The following is a 19,070-nucleotide window of genomic DNA, read 5'->3' on the forward strand; positions in this document are numbered from 1 at the left end:
AGGAGCATGTTTAGGAAGGTGATTTATGGATAGTAAATCGATCAAAGAAAAAAAATATTGTAATACATGTGAACGAGATAAAAACGTTACAGACTTTTATGTCTCAGGAAGCAAATTTGACGCAGACGGTAGATTCGGTGTTTGTAAACCATGCCTGAAAAAGAATATAGACTACTCTAATATGCAAACCGTAAAAGATGCATTGTTACAAATGAATAGACCATTCATTGCGTCTATCTGGGAATCAGCAATAGAAGAAGCAACATTAAAAAGACAAGATACTTTTGGTTTATACATAAAAACAATTCAACTTAAGAAGTTCAAGGATTTAACATGGAAGGACTCAGTACTAACTGAAGATATCCAAGAGCCGAGAACAAAAAGTCAGATAAATATTAGCAGTGAATACGACATAAGCGAACTAAAAGACAAATATGGTTATGGGTATCCAGATGATGAATACATACTATTTGAAAATAAGTACCAACAGTTAAAGTCTAGTTTTCAGCTCTTAACTACTATGCATGAGGAGTACTTCAGAGAATTTTGTGTAAACAAAGTAAAAGAAACTCTTGCAAAATCAAGTGGAGATCTCAAAGGAGCCAAAGAATGGGCTGCAATGGTAAAAGACGTAGCAGAAGCTGGAAAACTTAAACCATCGCAAATGAGCAAAGCAGATTTATCTGGAGGTCTCGATGGGTTTGGGCAATTAGCTAGGATAGTTGAAGAAAATCACGAAATAATGGGACTCCTCCCCTCATTCATTGAGCAACCAAAAGATAAGGTAGATGTTACTTTATGGTGCTATATTAACTACGTCCGTGACATCAAGGGCTTACCTTCTTGCGAATATAAAGAAATTTACGAATTTTATGACAAGAGAAAAATGGATTATGAAAGCCAGATGAGTGATTTGAATAAGGAAGAATCGGATCATGGCTAATTATAGTAACTTCCAAAGCGATAACTTCAAGCATACTAAGAAGAGCTCTAGAGTTGGAACCAACGCTGAGTTTAACTCTCCTGTTAAAATCGACGACAAGAAAAGCAATTCATTTGATAAAAATCTAACCAAATGGGTTGAGTTTGTCCAGTGGAGTAAGTGGTTTCCTGATTTATTTTATGACTTAATTACACCAGAAAAAGGCGGCATGAGGCTAGACTTAGATCAGAGAGTATTTTTAAGATCTATGAGTAGATTTGTAAGTACATATGGTGTGTTCCCCCGTGGTTTTGGAAAATGTGTAACTGGCGACACCCTAATATTTACGTCACAGGGCATTAAGGAAATAGGAGAATTTTTCGACTATGATTCTTCTAACGTTGAGAAATTTAGTAAACAGAACATAGAAGCTGTCAATAGATATGGGAAAATAGAAAAAACTAATGCTGGTGTCTATAGCGGATATCTCCCAACTAAAAAAGTGGCTACCGAAGAAGGATATGAAGTCGAGGCGACATTGAATCACCCCCTACTCGTTCTTGATTCTAACGGTGAGTTAGTGTGGAAGAAAACAGAGGATATCAAGTTAGGTGACTACTTACCTATCAAAAGAAATGTAGACACTTGGGGTAATAAAGTATTCCTTGACCTTGATATGGACTCTTATCTAGAAGAGTTAAGTAACGGATCTCGTTGGAAAGTGGAAAAATGTGCTTGTAAAATACCACACATGCTCGATGAAGAATTGTCTTTAATTCTAGGCTATTTGGTTGGCGATGGATGTATGACGAGACATAACTCTATAATGTTTTCTTCAAAAGACACTGATATGATCGAGAGATTCACTAACTATTTTCAAAACGTTCTAGGTAGACCCGTTGTAAAAAAAAATGATATTGATTATCTGGTGAATGGATCTTATGTTAGGCATTTATTTAAACTTTTAGGACTCGATCAAGTAAATGCATATCATAAATCTATTCCTAGGGTAATTTTAGAAAGTACAAAAGAGAATATTGCCGCTTTTATTAGAGGTCTTTTTGATACTGATGGTGGCATTTCTAATGCATACATTGAGTATTGCACCGCTTCAGAAAAACTAAGCAAACAAGTTCAAACAACACTGTTAAACTTCGGAATCGTTTCTACAAGAACTAGAAAAAATAATAAGAAATTCAATACATATGCTTTTACTTTATGTATTTTTGGTAAGAATGTTGACATATTTAATAAGGAAATCGGATTTTCGTGTTTAAGAAAGAAAAAAAAACTGAATGAAATTTGCACCAATGTCAAAAGGAATGCCAATAAAGATATTATTCCTTACCAACGTACAAGAGTAAATACATTCTATCAAGATGTGAAGAAAAGCAACCCTTATTCGTATGACAAACTATACAATGTTCTTAAAGGTAACAATGATCTAACCTATGAAAAACTTGAGTTTATATTAAATCTCAACGATTCACATAATTCCTCTCAATATGAGTACTTCTCCAATCTGTTCAATCAACATTACCTCTTCTCTAGAGTTAAGTCGGTTGAGGACAGTCAAAATCATGTCTATGATATATCTCTTCCTGAAACAAATAGCTTCGTTTCAAACGGCATAATCAGTCACAATACGATGTTAGAATTGCTAAGTATTTATCATACTTGTATTTTCTTCCCAGATATTACAATAGCCATGAGCGCACAAACAAGAGAAAATGCTTCTTCTATTAGTGAAGAAAAACATAATGAGATTATAAAATGGTTTCCGCTCATGAATAATGAAATCGTGAAATCTAGTTTCTCAAAAGATCAGGTTGAAGTCATTTTTACTTCTGGTGCAATTTACAGTGTCCTTGCTAATGCTCAAAACTCAAAAGGACAACGTAGAAGAAGATTGAATGTTGAAGAATCCGCTTTGTTAAATAACGCTCTTTTTAAAGATGCGCTGGAACCAGTAGTTAACGTACCACGCAGAACCATAGGTAAATTATCTGCAATCAATCCTTATGAATTGAACGGTATGATAAATTACCTCACTACAAGTGGATATCGAGGCAGCGACGAATTCATTCGACTAAGTAACATGATCGATGATATGGCTGATTTAAAGGGAAAAATGGTCTTAGGTGCAAGTTGGGAACTTCCTTGTCATTATGGTCGAGGAGAAACTAGAACACAAATTTTAGCCAAAAAAGACGACCCCACTACAAGTGCTATTTCATTTGCTCAAAACTACGAATCTCGATGGTGTGGAGTTAGTGACGGTGCTCTTGTTAACATCAATAAATTAATGGAACTCAGAACCGTTAATAGAGCGTCTATTACTCCGAAAAAGAACAGGGAATATTATGTAGGAGCGGATATTGCGCGATCTCAATCGAACAATAATAATAAATCAGCGTTCGTTGTTGCGGAAGTTGAGAGAAATGCTAACGGAACCATTAAGTCTGTCACTGTTGCAAATATCTTCATCCCTCCCAATGGAACAAATTTTAGCGATCAAGCAATGTTTTTGAAAAGACTCGACAAGCACTATTCTGGTAATGTGACTGTTGTAGATGCTAATGGTATTGGACAAGGTGTAGTTGAGGAACTTATGAAGGAAACCTATGATCCTCTGTTAAGCGATCCGTATGATAGCTGGGATACAATAAACACAGACGAAGTACCACAGGACGGAATATCTCTATTAAAGATATTTAGTCTGAAAGCTCAAGGTATACAGACAGATATCATAACAAACTTCATTGACTTTGTTGAGAGCGGAAGGCTGAAGCTTCTTGTGCCTGAAAAAATGCTTGACCTAAACAGCAAGACCACAAAAGCAAAAGAAAAAGACACAGAAATAAATCAAGTTAAAGCTGCGCACTATCAAACAGATCAACTAATCGATCAGGTTGCCAACTTGAAGTTGGTTCAAAAACAGGGTGGTAAACTTGGTGTGGATCAGGTGGTTAAGAAAACTGAGAAAGATATTTGGGCGGCACTCGCCTATGTGCTGTATTACTTGAAAACATACGAAGACGTAAAACGTGACGAAGAAGAGGTAAATTACCTTGACTATTTCTTCACATGATTTACTAAACACATAAATGAAAGTGGGTGAAAAATGAAAAGCACACCTAAGAAACCGGAAGCAAAAGAAGTGACAGAAGAAACCAGCATTGATTTTAACGAAGAGTACGCAAGAAAATTCACACAAGTTTTATTCAGCGCTATGAACAACCCATCAATGATTAGTCCAATTTGGCAAAATCAAATTCTTAAAGATATGAATATGTCCCCTGCTAAATTTAACCGTGATAGCGTAAAAAGAATGTTGGCTGATCCGAAAAATCACGAACGAGAATTGAAGGATTTATCTCAATACTTGTTCAATTTTATCATGCAGTTCAAGAAACTTGTTATCTATATGTCTGAAATACTTACATATGACCACTATTTGGAACCAACAAATGCAGATGCTGAAGACATGAAAAGTAAAGCGTTCAAAAAGTCATATTCTAAGGCATTGCAGTGGATCGAAGATTTTGATTTAGTGTCTGAACTACATAAAGTAGCCGAAGGAATGATTCTCGAAGATGCAAAATATTATTATCTTCGTGAAAGCGAAAATGGTATACGACTTCAAGAATTACCAAGCAACTACTGTAAAATATGGTCAAGAAATGATCTAGGATACCAGTTTGCGTTCAACATGTCGTACTTTTTAAATCCGGGTGTAAGCTTAGATGATTTTCATCCCGACTTTCGAGAATACTACAATAATTTTATTGGAGAAAAAGAACACTCTAAGAAGAAATCTGGATATGAAACTGGTCAATATAGCTTTTGGCAAAAACTAGATCCAGCTAAAGCATGGACTTTCAAGTTTGATGATACTCGCGCTGGTCTCTCTCCTCCTCTAATGGGATTGTTTTTAGACAGTATTGAAATCGTCAACTACAAAGAATTACTTAAAACAAAAACCTCTCTAGATGTATGGAAACTATTGGTCAATAAAATTCCTATGCATAAAGATGGTGCAGGAAAGAGTGGAAAGCAAAAAGACGACTTTGCTATCATGGCTGATACTGCTGGTCAATTTTCTGCACTTATGCAAGCCGCTGTACCTCAAGGAGTTAAAGTTGTAACTACCCCTTTGGAAACTGAAGCATTGGATTTCAAACAAGCGGATAGCAAGGATAGCATTGTAGGTTTAGGTAATAGTGAGTTCTGGGAAACGTCGGGCACATCCCCTGTACTGTTTGGCGAAAAGCAACTGAATGGTTCTGGTTTGGCAGCATCCATTAAAACTGATGAAATGTTTGTATATAGAATTTATAGACAGTTCGAAAGATTTATCAACTTCCAATTGCGTCAAACTACGGGTAAATACAGGTTTAAGTGTCATCTTGAGGGTACTCGATTTGATCAACAAGAGAGATTTGATCGTGCCATAAAAGCCGCACAATATGGAGCTCCCGTAACCTACGTTGCTACAGCGATGGGAAAAACCCCACAAGAATTCTCCAATTTAATAAACCTTGAGGATTCCATAGATTTAAAAGACAGAATGCGTCCTCTCTCCTCTTCTCACGTCCAATCGGGAAATGAAGTCGGCGCTCCGCGAAAATCCAATCTTACTGATAGCGGAGAAAAAACACGAGACAACGACTCGAATTTGGACATTTAACAATGAAGGGAGGTGATAATTAATTGAACAATAAAGTTTCTAGAAACATACCTATACTATTCCAATCTGTAAATACATATGAGTCTGAAGAATCAGATATTAGATTTCAAAAGGTGAAAATTTGGCTTTGTCACACTGGTAAGAATCATAATGGATCATACTTCTCCAAGGAAGTAATTGAAGATGCTATTCCCTCTCTCAGTAACACTCCTGTACTAGCATATGTAGAAAGCAATAGATCAACTGGACAGATGGACTTCTCTGATCATCGAGAAATATTAGTTAGAAAAGATGGAGACATTGCCACTAAATATCTCGGCAAAGCCATAGGTATAATTCCTGAATCCAATAATGCTACATTCGAGGATAGATTGTGTGACGATGGTGCAACAAGAACATTTTTAACGGTTGAGGCACTGTTGTGGACTAAATTTGATGATTCTGTTGACATTATGAATAGAGATATTATTAAGGGTCAGTCTATGGAGCTATCAGATGAATTTGAAGGTGAGTGGGGAGATGATAACTGTTTCCACTTTACTAAATTTCAGTTCTATGGCGCGTGTGGCCTTGGCGAGAACGTTCAACCTGCTATGCATAACTCAACAATCGAATTGCAATTCACCTCTACTGACTTCTCAGAATTTTCAGATGAGGTTAATACGATGATGGAAAAATTCAAACAAAACTTTGCAACAAATGAAATAAAAGAAACTAAACAAAGGGAGAACGAAGATTTGAAAACTAAAAAAGAAATCGCAACCTCCTTTAATCTCACAGTTGGACAACTTAGCGAGGAATTGAGTCGTAAACTTTCAGAAGTTAAATACGAAACAATGAATTGGTGGGATGAAGAGATTGAGGTTGTAAGATATTACTTACGTGACTTTGACGATCAGAATGTGTATGCAGTTGATCGAATGAATGATTATCAAGATGTACGAATCCCATATTCAAAGAATGGTGATAATGTTTCCTTCAACTTTGAATCTGCAACTAAGATTAAATATGTACCAACCGACTGGGATAATGGCAGTGCCGATGAAGTTGAAGTGAGTTTTGCAAAAGTAGTGGTTGATGAACATAAAGAGTATGCGGTAAAAGCAATCAATGATCTCAAAGATGAAATTTCCACCAAACAAAACGATTACATTGAACTGAACGATAAGTTTAGCGTTGTTCAAGAGCAACTGACTCAAAAAGAAAGTGAAATTGAAGGACTGAATGCTACTATAGAGCAACTAAAAGAATATCAAAAATCAGTCGAAGACAAAGAGAAAAACGAGCAAGTTGAAGTCATCTTTTCGAAAATTGCACGAGCCTTTTCCAAAGAAGAGTTGACTGAATGGCGTGAGAAAGTCGCTTCTTACAATTCTGTTATTGAGTTTGAAAAAGATATCAAAGCATTTGCCTATGATAGAATTTCCGAAAGCAATAAAGATGTGAAAGTAGATTTTAGTCAAATGGGTACATTGCCTATTGAAAATGATGAAAAACCTGAAGCATCTACATCAAAAGATGTTTGGTCTCGTCTTAGCAAGTAATTATATATAATTAAAGGAGATTTTTAAATGCAAATTGTTAATCTAGGTACTATGGCAGGAACTAATGTTGATGCCTTTGTTAAAAATGTAAGAAATACAGTAGATATGCCCAATGGTAGTTTTGTAACTATAACTGGACAAGTTTCTGGTCAGCCAGACTTATATGTAGCTGCTACACCTACCGATGTCACAAAAGAAGACGTTCTGTTGGTTCGCTCACCAGAACTCATTGAGGTAAATGGTCTTCGCATCGATCTTACAGATGTAACTCTGTTCACTAACCCTGCCAATAGACCTGCAACAGCCTTCCATCTAAAAGTTGGTGATGACTTTACCATTACTGATGACGGTATTACTGGCGTTACTGTTAAAGGTAAATATGTTGTACCAGTGAATGGAGATATTAAACCTACTGTAGCAGACGACCTTACTGGAAACACATTGGTAGCTATGAAAGTTGTGGACAAAACAACTATCTCTGTGGGAAATCGTCGTATCCCCGCCACTAAATTGCTTGTTGTACGTTCTGTTTAATTTAACCAATATTATAATCCAAGGAGATAACAATTAATGAAACCCTATTTTTCTATGAGATACAACAAACTCGATGAACAACAAAAAGATATTGTACAGGCTGGTGTAGAGCTTTTCCATCACTATCGCTACGAAAATTCCACTAGTGAATCTGAAAAGAGTAAACTTCGACAATATGCTGGAACTTTGTCTTTACAAGATAAACAAGATTTGTTCTCTAAAAATTTAACATCTATTGCTGTTAAATACGCAAACTTGCCTTCCGAACATCAATTTAATGAAACAGCGCTCCAAAGTCATCCTACTGTTAAGTGGACAATGTTCTCTCTAATTTCAGAGATGTTGGACATTATCGTACCTGAGACAGTATTGGATAATTTTAATCAATTTGCAGATGTCAAATCTGTAGGTTGGGGAGATAATATGGTATTTAATGTACCAAACAGCGACTTGTTTGTTGTGTCCACTGCGTCCAACGGTAAACGTAAAGGTACTCGCCAACGTTTGCTTGGTAGCGATGTAGTTCTTACTCCTGTAAATCACATTATCACAGTAGGTGAGGATTGGTATCGTATTGTTTCAGGTAAAGTCAATTGGGGAGAATTCGTTACGCGAGTTGTGCGTTCAGTTGAAACTCAAATCACAGTCGATGTATATAATGCAATTATTGATAGCTATCCCACATTGGGAGCTGGCTACAAAGAGACTGGTGCATTTGCACAAGACAAATTTAATCGTCTCACCCAACGTGTTGTAGCTGCTAACGGTGGCGGTAGTGCCGCTGCTTTTGGTTCTAAATTGGCACTGTCCAAAGTGGTTCCTGCTGATCAGTACTTCAAGTTTGGTCTAGGTGATAAATATAATACTAATGGATACCTCACAAACTTCCAAGGCACTGATCTCTTTGAGTTGGAGCAACGCTTGATTCCGAACACAGATGACTTCGCTATTGACGAAGAAACTCTACTGATTCTCTCTTCTGCTGTTCAAAAGATTGTTAAAATCGGCTTTGAGGGTAACACTCAAATTATTGAATCTCAAGCAACTCAAAATGCAGACTTGTCCGTAGACTACACTATCCATCAACGGTGGGATGTAAAAATCGTAACCAGTGGTCGATATGCTATGTGGAACTCGTTGGCGTAATAGATTGAACAAGGGGTGCTTTTATAGTGCCCCTATTTTATATTCACAAAGGGAGTGTTTTAATTTATGGCAGCACCAAGAAAGACAACCAACGCTGAACTTGTAAAAGATGTTGTAGATGAAAGTGCTTTAGAGAAAGAAAAGATGTCGTCCGAGATTGAAGAGTTAAGGGCGATGGTTAAGCAATTACTTGAAGATAAAGTTGCAACTCAGTCTGTCTCTCCAGCTATTGAAAAAGAAAAAGACGAGTATTACGACATTGAAGAAGAATTGAATATTAACTCAAATCAATTAGTTAAGATTGTAAGTCTGATCGAAGGTGGATTGAACTTAAAGGGCAATTCTCCTCAACCACTTTACCTTCCAGAGTTTGGTGCTACGCGATCCGTAACCTACGAAGAACTTCGTGCTATTTACTACAATCATCCTGAGTTAACTCGCAACGGGGCATATTTCATCTTGAATAAAAATGTTGTTAAAGCTCTCTATCTGGATTCAGATTATGAAAACATTTTGAACAAAGATAAACTTGAAAAATTGGTTGATTTGCCTACATCTGAAATGATGTCTGTGCTCAAAGGTTTGACTAAGGTTCAAAAAGAGACTTTTATTCAACGATACATTCAAGGAATCAAATCTCAAGATAATCGATTTGGGGATTTCAATAAAATCAAAGCTATTGATGATTACATTGGGAATAGTTTGATTGAGTTGGCTAACCAAGAGCAAAATTAAGATGGGCGTGTTTAAATGACTCCATTTGTAAATATCTATGAACGTTTCAGCACGAAAATTCAAGATTATATGTTGGATGAATTGTTTAGAGAATCAACTGATACATACGAGGATTATATTTTCAGCTTTTTGAAATCATCTATAGCAAAATTTACTCACTGTAGGAAGAATCTATCGGATCGTGACGAAGTTAATAAGCATTTTAATAGTAATCTATCTGAACTTGAAGAAGAAATATTGGCAGAGATGATGAAGGTCGAGTGGATGGACAAAGAGGTAAACAATGTATTAGAGATGCGACTATCTTTAAATAATTCAGACTTTAAACGCTATGCCGAATCTAACAATTTGAAAGCGAAAATGGATTTGCGGGATAACATTCAAGAGCGTGTTGATAACTTAATTGTCCAATACACATACTCTTCATATGTATGGAATAGGTGACTATATGTCATATAGTGGATTAAAGGCAAGACTTAGCACTCTTCCCTCTTCTGTTCCTGCTGTTAAGAAACAACAAAATCAAAATATATATAACAACGACTTTGCAAATTCCTTGTCCTATGAAGAAGTGTATCTTAATGATTCTTTTGAGAAATCACCAGTACATATAATGTCGGATGGTAAAGTACCCTCTATTAAGTCTATCGTAATGTATCCGGGTCTAGAGGTTAAAGCGGGAAATTTGATAATTCAGGAAGATGGAACGGTTTGGCTATGCTTGTATTCAGATCATAATTCATTATACTCAAAAGGAAAAATTGAGAAGTGTAACTTTGACTTGAAATGGATTGATGAAGAAGGCTTTATACAATCTTCACCTTCTATATTGTACTATAATGCTCGTTCCAATTTTGGTGTTGAGGAAGACAAAATAATGAATCTTCCAGCAGGTCGACGTCAAATCACCACACAAATGAACAAGCACACCATCAAACTTAGCCGTGATGACCGTTTCATTATAGGATCTGAAGCTTTCAAAGTAATCGACACCGACTACATGTCAGATGATGGCTTAGTAAATTTGAGTTTACAGTCCGATCAAATTGATGAAACTGTTGATAATTTAGAGCTGGGTATTGCAGATTATAATAAGTTAACTAAGTATTCTATGACATTACTTAACGACAATCCGCTTTCCATAAGTCAATATCAGAGTGCTAAGGTTATAATTAAAGCTTTCAAAGATAATGTGCCTCTATCCAACCCTGAAGTCTTTTATGAAAGTTTCAATCCAGATATTGTGCAAGTTGATTCATTTGGCAACATTAATGCTTTGCAATCAGGCGATGCCGTGATTAATGTGAGTGCCTATGGCTTGACTGAGAAACTGAATATTTATGTAGCCCCCACCATCCATTATGATTATGCAGCTACAATAGACGGAGCAAATGATATTTACTTAAACCGCGAGTCTACGTATGTGGCAAACTTCTTCAATAATGGCATTAAAATTTCTGATGAAAGTTCATTTTCATTAACAAATTTGGATGGCGCTCCTACCCTCCTCGCATCAGTCTCCTCGCAAGATCCAATCGCAAATACATGTGTAGTTAAAGCAAACAGTAACCGCAAACTAGGTACTGTTATTCTGCATGTCAAAAATGCAAATGGCCTATCCGCAGGGCAAAAAGAAATAAAAATAAAATCACTAATTTAAAGGAGCGTGTATATGGGTCAAGGAATTGTTCGTTTTGGCGAACTCAAGGTAGAAAACTATTTCGAGGGGATTAACAATGGATGGATCGTTTTCTCTCCCCTCCCCAACTCTCGTCAACACTCATCTGGAATTGATAATGATATTGTTATCAGTGCCACACCCACAGTTGAGATAATCGATGTTGATTTAGATGTCCCTATCGATCCTAAATATGCATTTGCGTATTCGATTGGTACGGACAACAAGATGAAAATGGCCTTTGATAAAACCAAATTCAACAAGGTAACTGCCATCGATGTACTCAAATGTATCAGTGTCATCTATGAACTTGGTCATCTAGAGGTGTGTGGTAATAACTATTTACTGATTGCAAGGAACAGTTTGGGTGAGGAAATTCATCGCACAGTACCTCAAACACTAGATCAATTAAAGAATGTAATCTCTACGTTTGATGATACTAGATCTGTAGACATTATTGGGCCACTGAAATATGAGTTAGTAAGAGATTATAAGGTAATTTGAAGGATGTAGTTATAAATGTCTAGATTTGAGAGTTTAGCAAGGGATAAGTTGGTTGTGATTGACAGGATTTTAACTTCTCAAGAGATATTAAAGGCTTTGGTATACAACGATATGGACTTTTTAGATAAAGAAGACGTAGATCCAGAAGTAATTTTATACAATCATATATTTCCATATAGATTTGTCCCTAAAACTTCGGCAGAAAAAAAGACATATATAACAATTACTTTTGGAACCTATAGAAAAGTTGGTGCCTCATATAAGTCTGGAATTATTACATTCAATGTATTTACACATCAAGACTTATTTCGTACTGGTTACGGATCACTGAGAACTGATTACATTACTATTAAATTAGATGAACTATTCAACGATTTTGAGGGTCTTGGAGTCGGAAAGGCAAATTTCTACGCTATGGATCATCTAAGTGTAAATACAGATTATCATGGGTCCTATGTTGCATATAAAACTTATGACTTTAATTGAGGTGACCACTTAATCATGGATCGCCTTCAGTTATTTTTGGCTCAACCTATCAGTTTTAATGGAGCAGTCAATGTTTATTCTCCCACTATGGACGAAATAGCTTCTATAGGATATGAAGAATATTTATTAAAATTACAATTTTCTCTGTTTGATAAAGAAAAAATACTTCTTGATTTGTTTAATGTCTCTGAAGAGGAATATGAGTTAATAAAAGATACTTCTGATTATGATATTTTAACAGATCATCCTAATCTCAGAGAGTACATGGTTAATTCTTTATCGTTTTTTACCAGGTCTTCTGTATGTTTTGATATTGAATCGTGCTCCTTTAAAGTGAATGGAACTGAATTTGTAAATAAAAGTAACTATAATGATTACTCTCTTGCAATCAAACTGTTGAACGCTATGGATATGGAACCTGAGTATGAAACAAAGAAAACGGCAAAGGCTAGGGCATTTCAGGATCGTATCAACTTCTTCAAAAAGAAGACTCAAAAAAAAGAAGACAAATTAGAGATAAAAGATATCCTATCTATCCTATGTAATGCTGGTAACAATGGGATAAATATATTCAATGTCGGTACACTTACTATCTATCAAGTTTATGAGCAATTTGAAAGATTAAATGTAAGAGAGAGCTTCAACAGGCTTCATCCAGTTTGGGCTAATGGTCACTTAGGTGAAAACACAAAGCTGCCAGAGTGGATAAAAAGAACAAAACTTTAACCTCCTTTCTTTTTTTAGATTGGAGATTATTTATATTAGGAGGAAAATATTAATGTTGGTAGATGGTCGTTATGGTAATCGGGACATCTTGGATCTGCAAATTATTGATCTAGTAAGTAGCACTCCATTGATGAAAATGGACTATGCAAACACTTCTTCGCTTGAGTTGTCGTCTAGCCGTGTATATGCAATGGGTGCGGGTACACGTCGTATTGCATGGGATGGAGAAAAAACAGCAACGTTGACGGTTGAGACTCAGATCTTTTCCCTTGAGCACTTGGCTCTCTTAGCAGGTGAAGAAATCAAAAAAGGAAAACAAAACGTTTATAAAACAGAAATTTTGCAGGTGGCATCAGATAATACTGTAACGCTGAAGAAAACTCCTGTTGGTGATGTTGTAGTCTTCCCTTTTGTAAATGGTTTGTCTGTAAAAGAAAACCAGCCTCATACTGTTGTGGATAAAACAATCACAATTGGAGCGGGTGCTACAGTTCAACCGGGAGACGAAGTTGAGGTCTATTATCAAACTGAGATTACTCAGGTCAATAAACTTTCATTTACTGCTAAAGGTTTCCCTAAATATGTGAAATTGGTTGGTGACACTATTTGGGTTGATGAAACTAGTACTGAAGCTGTTGGTTCTCAAATGGTATTTTATAAGGCGAAAATTCAGCCAAACTTCACATTGTCAAACTCTTCCGAGGGAGATCCAAGTACACTCACTCTTGTGTTTGACCTCTTCCCTGCAAAAGTAGACGGTATTGATACGCTGATTGATATGATCGTTTACGACGACCAAGACTAAAAATACATAGGGGCTAAGTCTAACTGGCTTGGCCCTAATTTTTTCTAGGAGTACTTATGAAGACAATTACGATAGCCGCACCAGTACGCAATAGAAGCTGGATACTACCTCAATATTTACTTAAGATATTTGAGATTAATTACCCCAAGTCGTTAATCGATTTACATTTTGTTGTCAATGATAGTTTAGATAAGACATATGATTTGTTGACGGAATTCAAGAAAGACAATAAGGGTTTGTATAACAACATCCGAATTGACGTAATTAACAATGGCATGCCCGAAGACGAACGTGAGTTTAAGATTAGAAACGAACATATCTACAAGCATTTGAGCAATTTAAAGAATTACATTATGACTAAAACCAGAACTGATAAACTAATCTTTATTGATACAGATATCCTTGTTGAATCCGATGTAATTACTAAACTGCTTAAACACGGGAAAAAGATCATATCGGGATTGATTTACAATGGATATTTGACCGATCAAGATAAGCCATATCTATATCCAAACATTATGAAGATTGATGATAGAGGACAATATCGACACATTACAAACTATCATGTTAAGACTGCCCCTGCTCTACTCTGCTCTAAATTGCAACGAGTGGATTTAACGGGAGCAGTCATTTTATTGGATAAATCAGTTTATAAGTCTATAAAATACGGATTTCATCCACAAGGCGAGGACGCATATTTTTGTAAGATGGCTCAAGATAAAGGCTTTGAGCTTTTTTGTGATTTACACGTTTATTGTCAGCACATTATGAGCCAAGAACAATTAAGGGAGTTTATGAATGAAACCAAAAACGATACTTTATTTTCCTGTACTTAACTGGAGTTTTCTAAAACAACGTCCACAACAAATCCTTTCACAGTTTGCCCGTAACGGATGGACTGTTTATTTTTGTAACAACACACAGACAGGCGACTCCACGGAAGAAGTTGAACCTAACCTATTTGTCGTCCATAATTTTGAAAATCTAATGAAAGACATCAAACATGGAAAAATCAAAATTGATGTTGCATACGCTACATGGGCAAAATCTGCTGAGTATTTCGATAGAGTTAACGCAAAAATCAATATCTATGACAGCATTGATGAATTTCCTGATTGGGCACCATTTGAGGAGTATGCGGTAAACAGTGCTGATATTGTCCTTACATCTAGCCAAAGACTGTTCGATATCCGCAGCGTAATGCATGATAATGTACATCTTGTTCGTAATGCAGCCCCATCAGAATACATTGATAGAGAATCTACACGACCAGTGGAATATGAAGATATTAATGGCCCCATTGTTGCATTTGTCGGCGCTTTAGGCTCGTGGACGAGCACATATCTAATCAAAAAAGTTGCAGAAAAGTATCCTACTGTATTTGTGGGATTAGAATTCGGTAAACAGTGTCCCTCAAATGTTATCAACTTGGGATGCAAGAATCATGATGAGCTATACGATTATTACGCTCATGCAGATGTTTGCCTTATTCCTTTTAATACAAAAACAAACATTACTCAATCAGCGTCCCCAGTTAAGATGTATGAGCACTTGGCTGCTGGAACAATTACCGTAGCTACAAAATGGCACGAAACAGACCTTTATCCTTCGGCGGTGCTTACCGCAGACAATGACGAAGAGTTTCTGGCTAAGGTTGATGAGGCAATTGTCAAATCTAAAGTAGAAGGATTCAAGGAAAAAGCTAAACTAATTGCTTCAGATAACACATGGGAAGTTCGGTTCGCGCAAATTGAAAAAGCGATTGAGGAATATACACTGAAAAGCGGTGTTGTGATTGGGTCTTAAAGTTTTATTTACGAATAACAGTTCCCTTATCAAATATGGTGTTGCTTCGGGATTCAGTAATCTTGGACATGAAGTGCACATTATGGATGGGATATATCAACTATGGGATAAAGATAAGGAACAACAGGTTGAACTATTCAAAGAATACATAGAGAACAATCATGTAGATATAGTATTTTCTGAGTGTTTCGCTAACTTTGCTGAAGGTATATTTGAATATACAAAAGAAAAAGGAATATTTCATGCATTCTTTTCAATTGAGGATACCCCATTTGATCATTGGATTGGTGACTACTGGTCTGACTATGCTGACTACATCTTTACGACTACAGCGGAATGCTTACCAAATTACTGGAACAAGGGCAAGCAAGCTGAGTTGATGTTATTTGGCTGCAATCCGAACTTTCACAAACGAGTCGATTCAGGTATCCAAAGAGATATTGTGCTTATTGCTAATAACTATGAGCGTAGATTTGAACAGACTAAACGTTTCATCATGCCAGTTGTTGAGAATGGATATGACGTGAGTATTTACGGCAATGAATGGTGGATGGATTCTAATCGTGAGATTAATTTGCTGAGTCATCCTTCAATTTATAAAGGATATGGTGCATATGAAGATCTCCCCTATCTTTACTCATCAAGTAAAGTAATTATCGGTCAAAATTTAGATGATAAATCTATTACACAAACCTCGATGAGACCTTATGAGAGTCTGTCTATAGGTGGAGGATTGTTAGTTAGCCCTTGGACACCAGCTCAAGAATACCTATTTCATGATCATGTATATTTACCAAAGAATACCGACGAGATGCTACTCATGGTTGATGAAGTTTTGAATATGACAGATAGACATAGGACTTGGAAAGCAAAAAGAGCACAACAGTTTGTGTACAAATACCATAATTATGATTTGAGAGCTAAGCAAGTTATCAATGCGTATCATGGTTATAAACCATAAGGGAGATGAACAAATGGCAAAAACAAATAAGCTTACGATGGCAAAACTTAATGCTGTAGATAGCAAGAACAATCAACGTAAAACAATCTATGTGACATCTGAAAATTATGAGGTAAACGTACATACATTTTTTCGTGAGTCGTTGATGGAAGATGCAGTAACAGAATACATTGCTCTAGTTGAGGAATTGAGATCTCAAACTGAGCTGGATGATGTATTGATTCGTGGAACTCTGAGTCTATTTAACGTATTGGTGATGAAGAAATTCACTGACCTCCCATTTCCGAAGAAAATGAGTTTGGGTAGTCTGATCGAGATTTCAAGAAAGTTTATGGACAATGGAATCACCAATGAGGTGATCAATGAGTTCCCTAAATCTGAACTTGATAAACTCGAAGAACGATTCAAAGTAGCTCAACAAAATGCAGCTAAAGTAATTGCTGAGATGGCTGTCTACTCAGTTGCTCAAGCTCAGGAAATTGCAGATGCAGGTTAAAACGCAACAGGATTTGATTAAGCTTCTTCAAAAGTTGAATCAACCTATTGGAAAAGCATTGGCTAATGATGTAGCTAAGACTGTTAAGCAAATTCAGAAAGAAAAAGTAAAAGAAGAAGTCTATGATGTGTATGAGCCGACGATGTATTCTCGAACAGGATTATTGGGCAGTGAAGAAAGTATGAAGTCTGAATTGATTAGTGAAACAACTCTAGTAGTTGAAAATATTCGTTCAGATGGAGACAGGAACGTTGCTGAAGTCGTGGAATCCGGTAGTGGGTATAATTTTTCATTCGATTATGCAGGAGTACCGCGTCCATTTACTGAAGCAACACGAGAAGAATTAAGAAACACTGGAGCTCACAAAGCAGCTATGTATAAAGGTTTAAAACGTCAAGGGATAGCTTTGAAATAATAGAACACAGGGAGCGTGTTATTTATGGCATTGGAAAGTTACGATCAATATACGTAAGGATGATGTTAATTGGCTACAAAGATCATTAAGATTAGATATTTTACAAACGAACGCAAAGCACTAATTTCTCCAGAAAACAAGAAACTTTACGAGAAATACTTACATAGTAGCATTATTAAGAACCGAGATGTCAAAGAAACTACATACAGAGCATATGAGAACTACTTCAATCAATTTCTCGTTTTCTTATCTGAAGAATGGGACAATATCAATCTTTATAGTGAAGAGTTTTTCGAAAACGCTGTAGAGATAATGGAGTCATTCATTGCTTTTTGCCAAGAAACACTGAAAAACAATAAAAAAGTAATTAACACTAAGCTCTCTGCCGTAAGTTCATTTTATCTCTGGAGCATTAAGCGTAAATATGTAGATAGGCATCCTTTTGATAAACAATTAGAACGCATGAAGGGCGCAAACGAGGAAAAGATTATCAACTCCTACTTCTTGAATGATGAAGAAATGGAGTTAATTCGTGTTGGCTTGAAAGAAGATACGAAGAAATATGATATTCAGGATCAGATTATTTGGGAAGTTATGCTTGAATCAGCAAACCGTATTGGTGCAATTTCCAAACTCACCCTCTCATCTTTAGATTTAGAGAATATGATGTTCACGGATATTCGTGAAAAACGCGGATATAAAGTTGAGGTTGTATTTTCAGAAGAAGGTAGGGATTTAATTTCTACTTGGCTTGAGATGCGTAAAGAGATGGACGATTTGAAAGTTGATTCGTTATTTATTACTCGTTACAGGAATGAGTACAAAGCTATGGACAAAGGTACAATTCAGAATCGCATTCGAAAGATTGGCGAGATTGTTGGCCTAGATGACTTCCATGCCCACTGTATACGTAAAACACAATTGAATTCCATTTATGAGAAGACAGGTGATATGTCGCTTGCAGCAGAACTTGCCAATCATAAATCTATTGAAACTACAAGGCAATCATACATTAGACCTCAATCTAAAGCTGAAGTCCGGGATAAGATTAACAAGCTCAAGAACAAGAAAAGGAACGAGGATGATAAAAAAGATGAAAGCTAAAATTAACGGAATCGAAGTTGAAGGAACACCAGAAGAAATTGTGGACTTCAATTTAAAAATGGAGAAACATATTAGTCAGTTAGTCTTTGACATGAAAAAATATACCCCCTTTCCATCGCCAAGCATTGCCCCATCTCCTTACGAACTTCCCTTGATCACTTCCACCATTAATCAATCTAAATGTATATCTGTCCCAATTCAAAAACCTACTGTGATCATGGAAGTTGACTATGGAAGAGACAGTTCATTAATTATCGTTAAAGATTTAAATAAAAGGACATCTCAAACAAAAAAATTTGATGCTGCCCAGAATATGGACATCAAGGAGATGTCTCTTTATGTGCTAACTATTGCATTAATGAGAGGTGTTAATGAAGTTCATATTAATACCAATGGTATTGCTAAGGCTTTATATGAACATCTGATGTCGTCAGAAATTAAAGATAGAGTCATTGAATTTAAACATGAAAGATTTATGTAAAATTACCATTTTATATAAATATATATGTTAAAAATGC

General features: G+C 36.1%; 20 protein-coding genes. All 20 read left to right on the forward strand.

Annotated elements, in window-relative coordinates:
• The first annotated feature begins 25 nt into the window (after nucleotides 1–25).
• The 20 genes from ACR32F_RS20780 to ACR32F_RS20875 all read left to right on the forward strand — a co-directional run bounded on the left by ACR32F_RS20780 (nucleotide 26) and on the right by ACR32F_RS20875 (nucleotide 19,033).
• Nucleotides 26–943 carry a hypothetical protein gene (locus tag ACR32F_RS20780; RefSeq protein WP_440110336.1) on the forward strand — a complete coding sequence of 306 codons (918 nt, stop codon included), beginning with the start codon at nucleotides 26–28 and terminating at the stop codon, nucleotides 941–943.
• The gene (locus ACR32F_RS20785; protein WP_440110338.1) at nucleotides 936–4,013 is read left to right on the forward strand and encodes an LAGLIDADG family homing endonuclease; all 3,078 of its coding nucleotides are present in this window, start codon (nucleotides 936–938) and stop codon (nucleotides 4,011–4,013) included. Before ACR32F_RS20780 ends, ACR32F_RS20785 begins: the two co-directional genes overlap by 8 nt.
• 33 nt (nucleotides 4,014–4,046) lie before the next feature.
• On the forward strand, nucleotides 4,047–5,612 hold the full coding sequence (locus tag ACR32F_RS20790) for a hypothetical protein (RefSeq protein WP_440110340.1): 1,566 nt from the start codon (nucleotides 4,047–4,049) through the stop codon (nucleotides 5,610–5,612).
• A gap of 23 nt (nucleotides 5,613–5,635) precedes the next feature.
• On the forward strand, nucleotides 5,636–7,156 hold the full coding sequence (locus ACR32F_RS20795; RefSeq protein WP_440110342.1) for a hypothetical protein: 1,521 nt from the start codon (nucleotides 5,636–5,638) through the stop codon (nucleotides 7,154–7,156).
• A gap of 27 nt (nucleotides 7,157–7,183) precedes the next feature.
• Complete coding sequence (locus ACR32F_RS20800) at nucleotides 7,184–7,690, forward strand: hypothetical protein (protein WP_440110344.1); 507 nt, start codon at nucleotides 7,184–7,186, stop codon at nucleotides 7,688–7,690.
• Nucleotides 7,691–7,726: 36 nt separating this feature from the next.
• Nucleotides 7,727–8,836: a hypothetical protein gene (locus ACR32F_RS20805; RefSeq protein WP_440110346.1), complete on the forward strand. Its 1,110-nt coding sequence runs from the start codon at nucleotides 7,727–7,729 to the stop codon at nucleotides 8,834–8,836.
• 66 nt (nucleotides 8,837–8,902) lie between these two features.
• A complete protein-coding gene (locus ACR32F_RS20810) occupies nucleotides 8,903–9,571 on the forward strand; it encodes a hypothetical protein (RefSeq protein ID WP_440110348.1) in 669 nt (222 codons plus the stop codon).
• A 15-nt stretch (nucleotides 9,572–9,586) separates the two neighbouring features.
• Nucleotides 9,587–10,015 (forward strand): hypothetical protein, encoded by a 429-nt coding sequence (locus tag ACR32F_RS20815; protein WP_440110350.1) that lies wholly within the window; start codon nucleotides 9,587–9,589, stop codon nucleotides 10,013–10,015.
• A 4-nt stretch (nucleotides 10,016–10,019) separates the two neighbouring features.
• Nucleotides 10,020–11,231, forward strand: a complete 1,212-nt coding sequence (locus ACR32F_RS20820) for a hypothetical protein (RefSeq protein WP_440110352.1) — start codon at nucleotides 10,020–10,022, stop codon at nucleotides 11,229–11,231.
• 12 nt (nucleotides 11,232–11,243) lie between these two features.
• On the forward strand, nucleotides 11,244–11,753 hold the full coding sequence (locus ACR32F_RS20825) for a hypothetical protein (protein WP_440110354.1): 510 nt from the start codon (nucleotides 11,244–11,246) through the stop codon (nucleotides 11,751–11,753).
• A gap of 15 nt (nucleotides 11,754–11,768) precedes the next feature.
• Nucleotides 11,769–12,239: a hypothetical protein gene (locus ACR32F_RS20830; RefSeq protein ID WP_440110356.1), complete on the forward strand. Its 471-nt coding sequence runs from the start codon at nucleotides 11,769–11,771 to the stop codon at nucleotides 12,237–12,239.
• 15 nt (nucleotides 12,240–12,254) lie between these two features.
• Nucleotides 12,255–12,965 carry a hypothetical protein gene (locus ACR32F_RS20835; protein WP_440110358.1) on the forward strand — a complete coding sequence of 237 codons (711 nt, stop codon included), beginning with the start codon at nucleotides 12,255–12,257 and terminating at the stop codon, nucleotides 12,963–12,965.
• Nucleotides 12,966–13,017: 52 nt separating this feature from the next.
• A complete protein-coding gene (locus ACR32F_RS20840; protein WP_440110360.1) occupies nucleotides 13,018–13,770 on the forward strand; it encodes a hypothetical protein in 753 nt (250 codons plus the stop codon).
• Nucleotides 13,771–13,826: 56 nt separating this feature from the next.
• Nucleotides 13,827–14,606 (forward strand): glycosyltransferase, encoded by a 780-nt coding sequence (locus ACR32F_RS20845; protein WP_440110362.1) that lies wholly within the window; start codon nucleotides 13,827–13,829, stop codon nucleotides 14,604–14,606.
• Nucleotides 14,569–15,576: a glycosyltransferase family protein gene (locus tag ACR32F_RS20850; RefSeq protein ID WP_440110364.1), complete on the forward strand. Its 1,008-nt coding sequence runs from the start codon at nucleotides 14,569–14,571 to the stop codon at nucleotides 15,574–15,576. The genes ACR32F_RS20845 and ACR32F_RS20850 overlap by 38 nt, the downstream gene beginning before the upstream one ends.
• Nucleotides 15,566–16,537, forward strand: coding sequence for a glycosyltransferase family protein (locus tag ACR32F_RS20855; protein ID WP_440110366.1), 972 nt, complete (start codon nucleotides 15,566–15,568; stop codon nucleotides 16,535–16,537). The genes ACR32F_RS20850 and ACR32F_RS20855 overlap by 11 nt, the downstream gene beginning before the upstream one ends.
• A 13-nt stretch (nucleotides 16,538–16,550) precedes the next feature.
• On the forward strand, nucleotides 16,551–17,033 hold the full coding sequence (locus tag ACR32F_RS20860; RefSeq protein ID WP_440110368.1) for a hypothetical protein: 483 nt from the start codon (nucleotides 16,551–16,553) through the stop codon (nucleotides 17,031–17,033).
• A complete protein-coding gene (locus tag ACR32F_RS20865; RefSeq protein WP_440110370.1) occupies nucleotides 17,023–17,448 on the forward strand; it encodes a hypothetical protein in 426 nt (141 codons plus the stop codon). The genes ACR32F_RS20860 and ACR32F_RS20865 overlap by 11 nt, the downstream gene beginning before the upstream one ends.
• A gap of 69 nt (nucleotides 17,449–17,517) precedes the next feature.
• The gene (locus tag ACR32F_RS20870) at nucleotides 17,518–18,552 is read left to right on the forward strand and encodes a tyrosine-type recombinase/integrase (RefSeq protein WP_440110372.1); all 1,035 of its coding nucleotides are present in this window, start codon (nucleotides 17,518–17,520) and stop codon (nucleotides 18,550–18,552) included.
• A complete protein-coding gene (locus ACR32F_RS20875) occupies nucleotides 18,542–19,033 on the forward strand; it encodes a hypothetical protein (protein WP_440110374.1) in 492 nt (163 codons plus the stop codon). The genes ACR32F_RS20870 and ACR32F_RS20875 overlap by 11 nt, the downstream gene beginning before the upstream one ends.
• The last annotated feature ends 37 nt before the right edge of the window (nucleotides 19,034–19,070 follow it).

Origin of the sequence: Paenibacillus hebaui (assembly GCF_051934385.1) — a bacterium.
In the GTDB taxonomy this organism is placed as follows: Bacteria; Bacillota; Bacilli; order Paenibacillales; family Paenibacillaceae; genus Paenibacillus.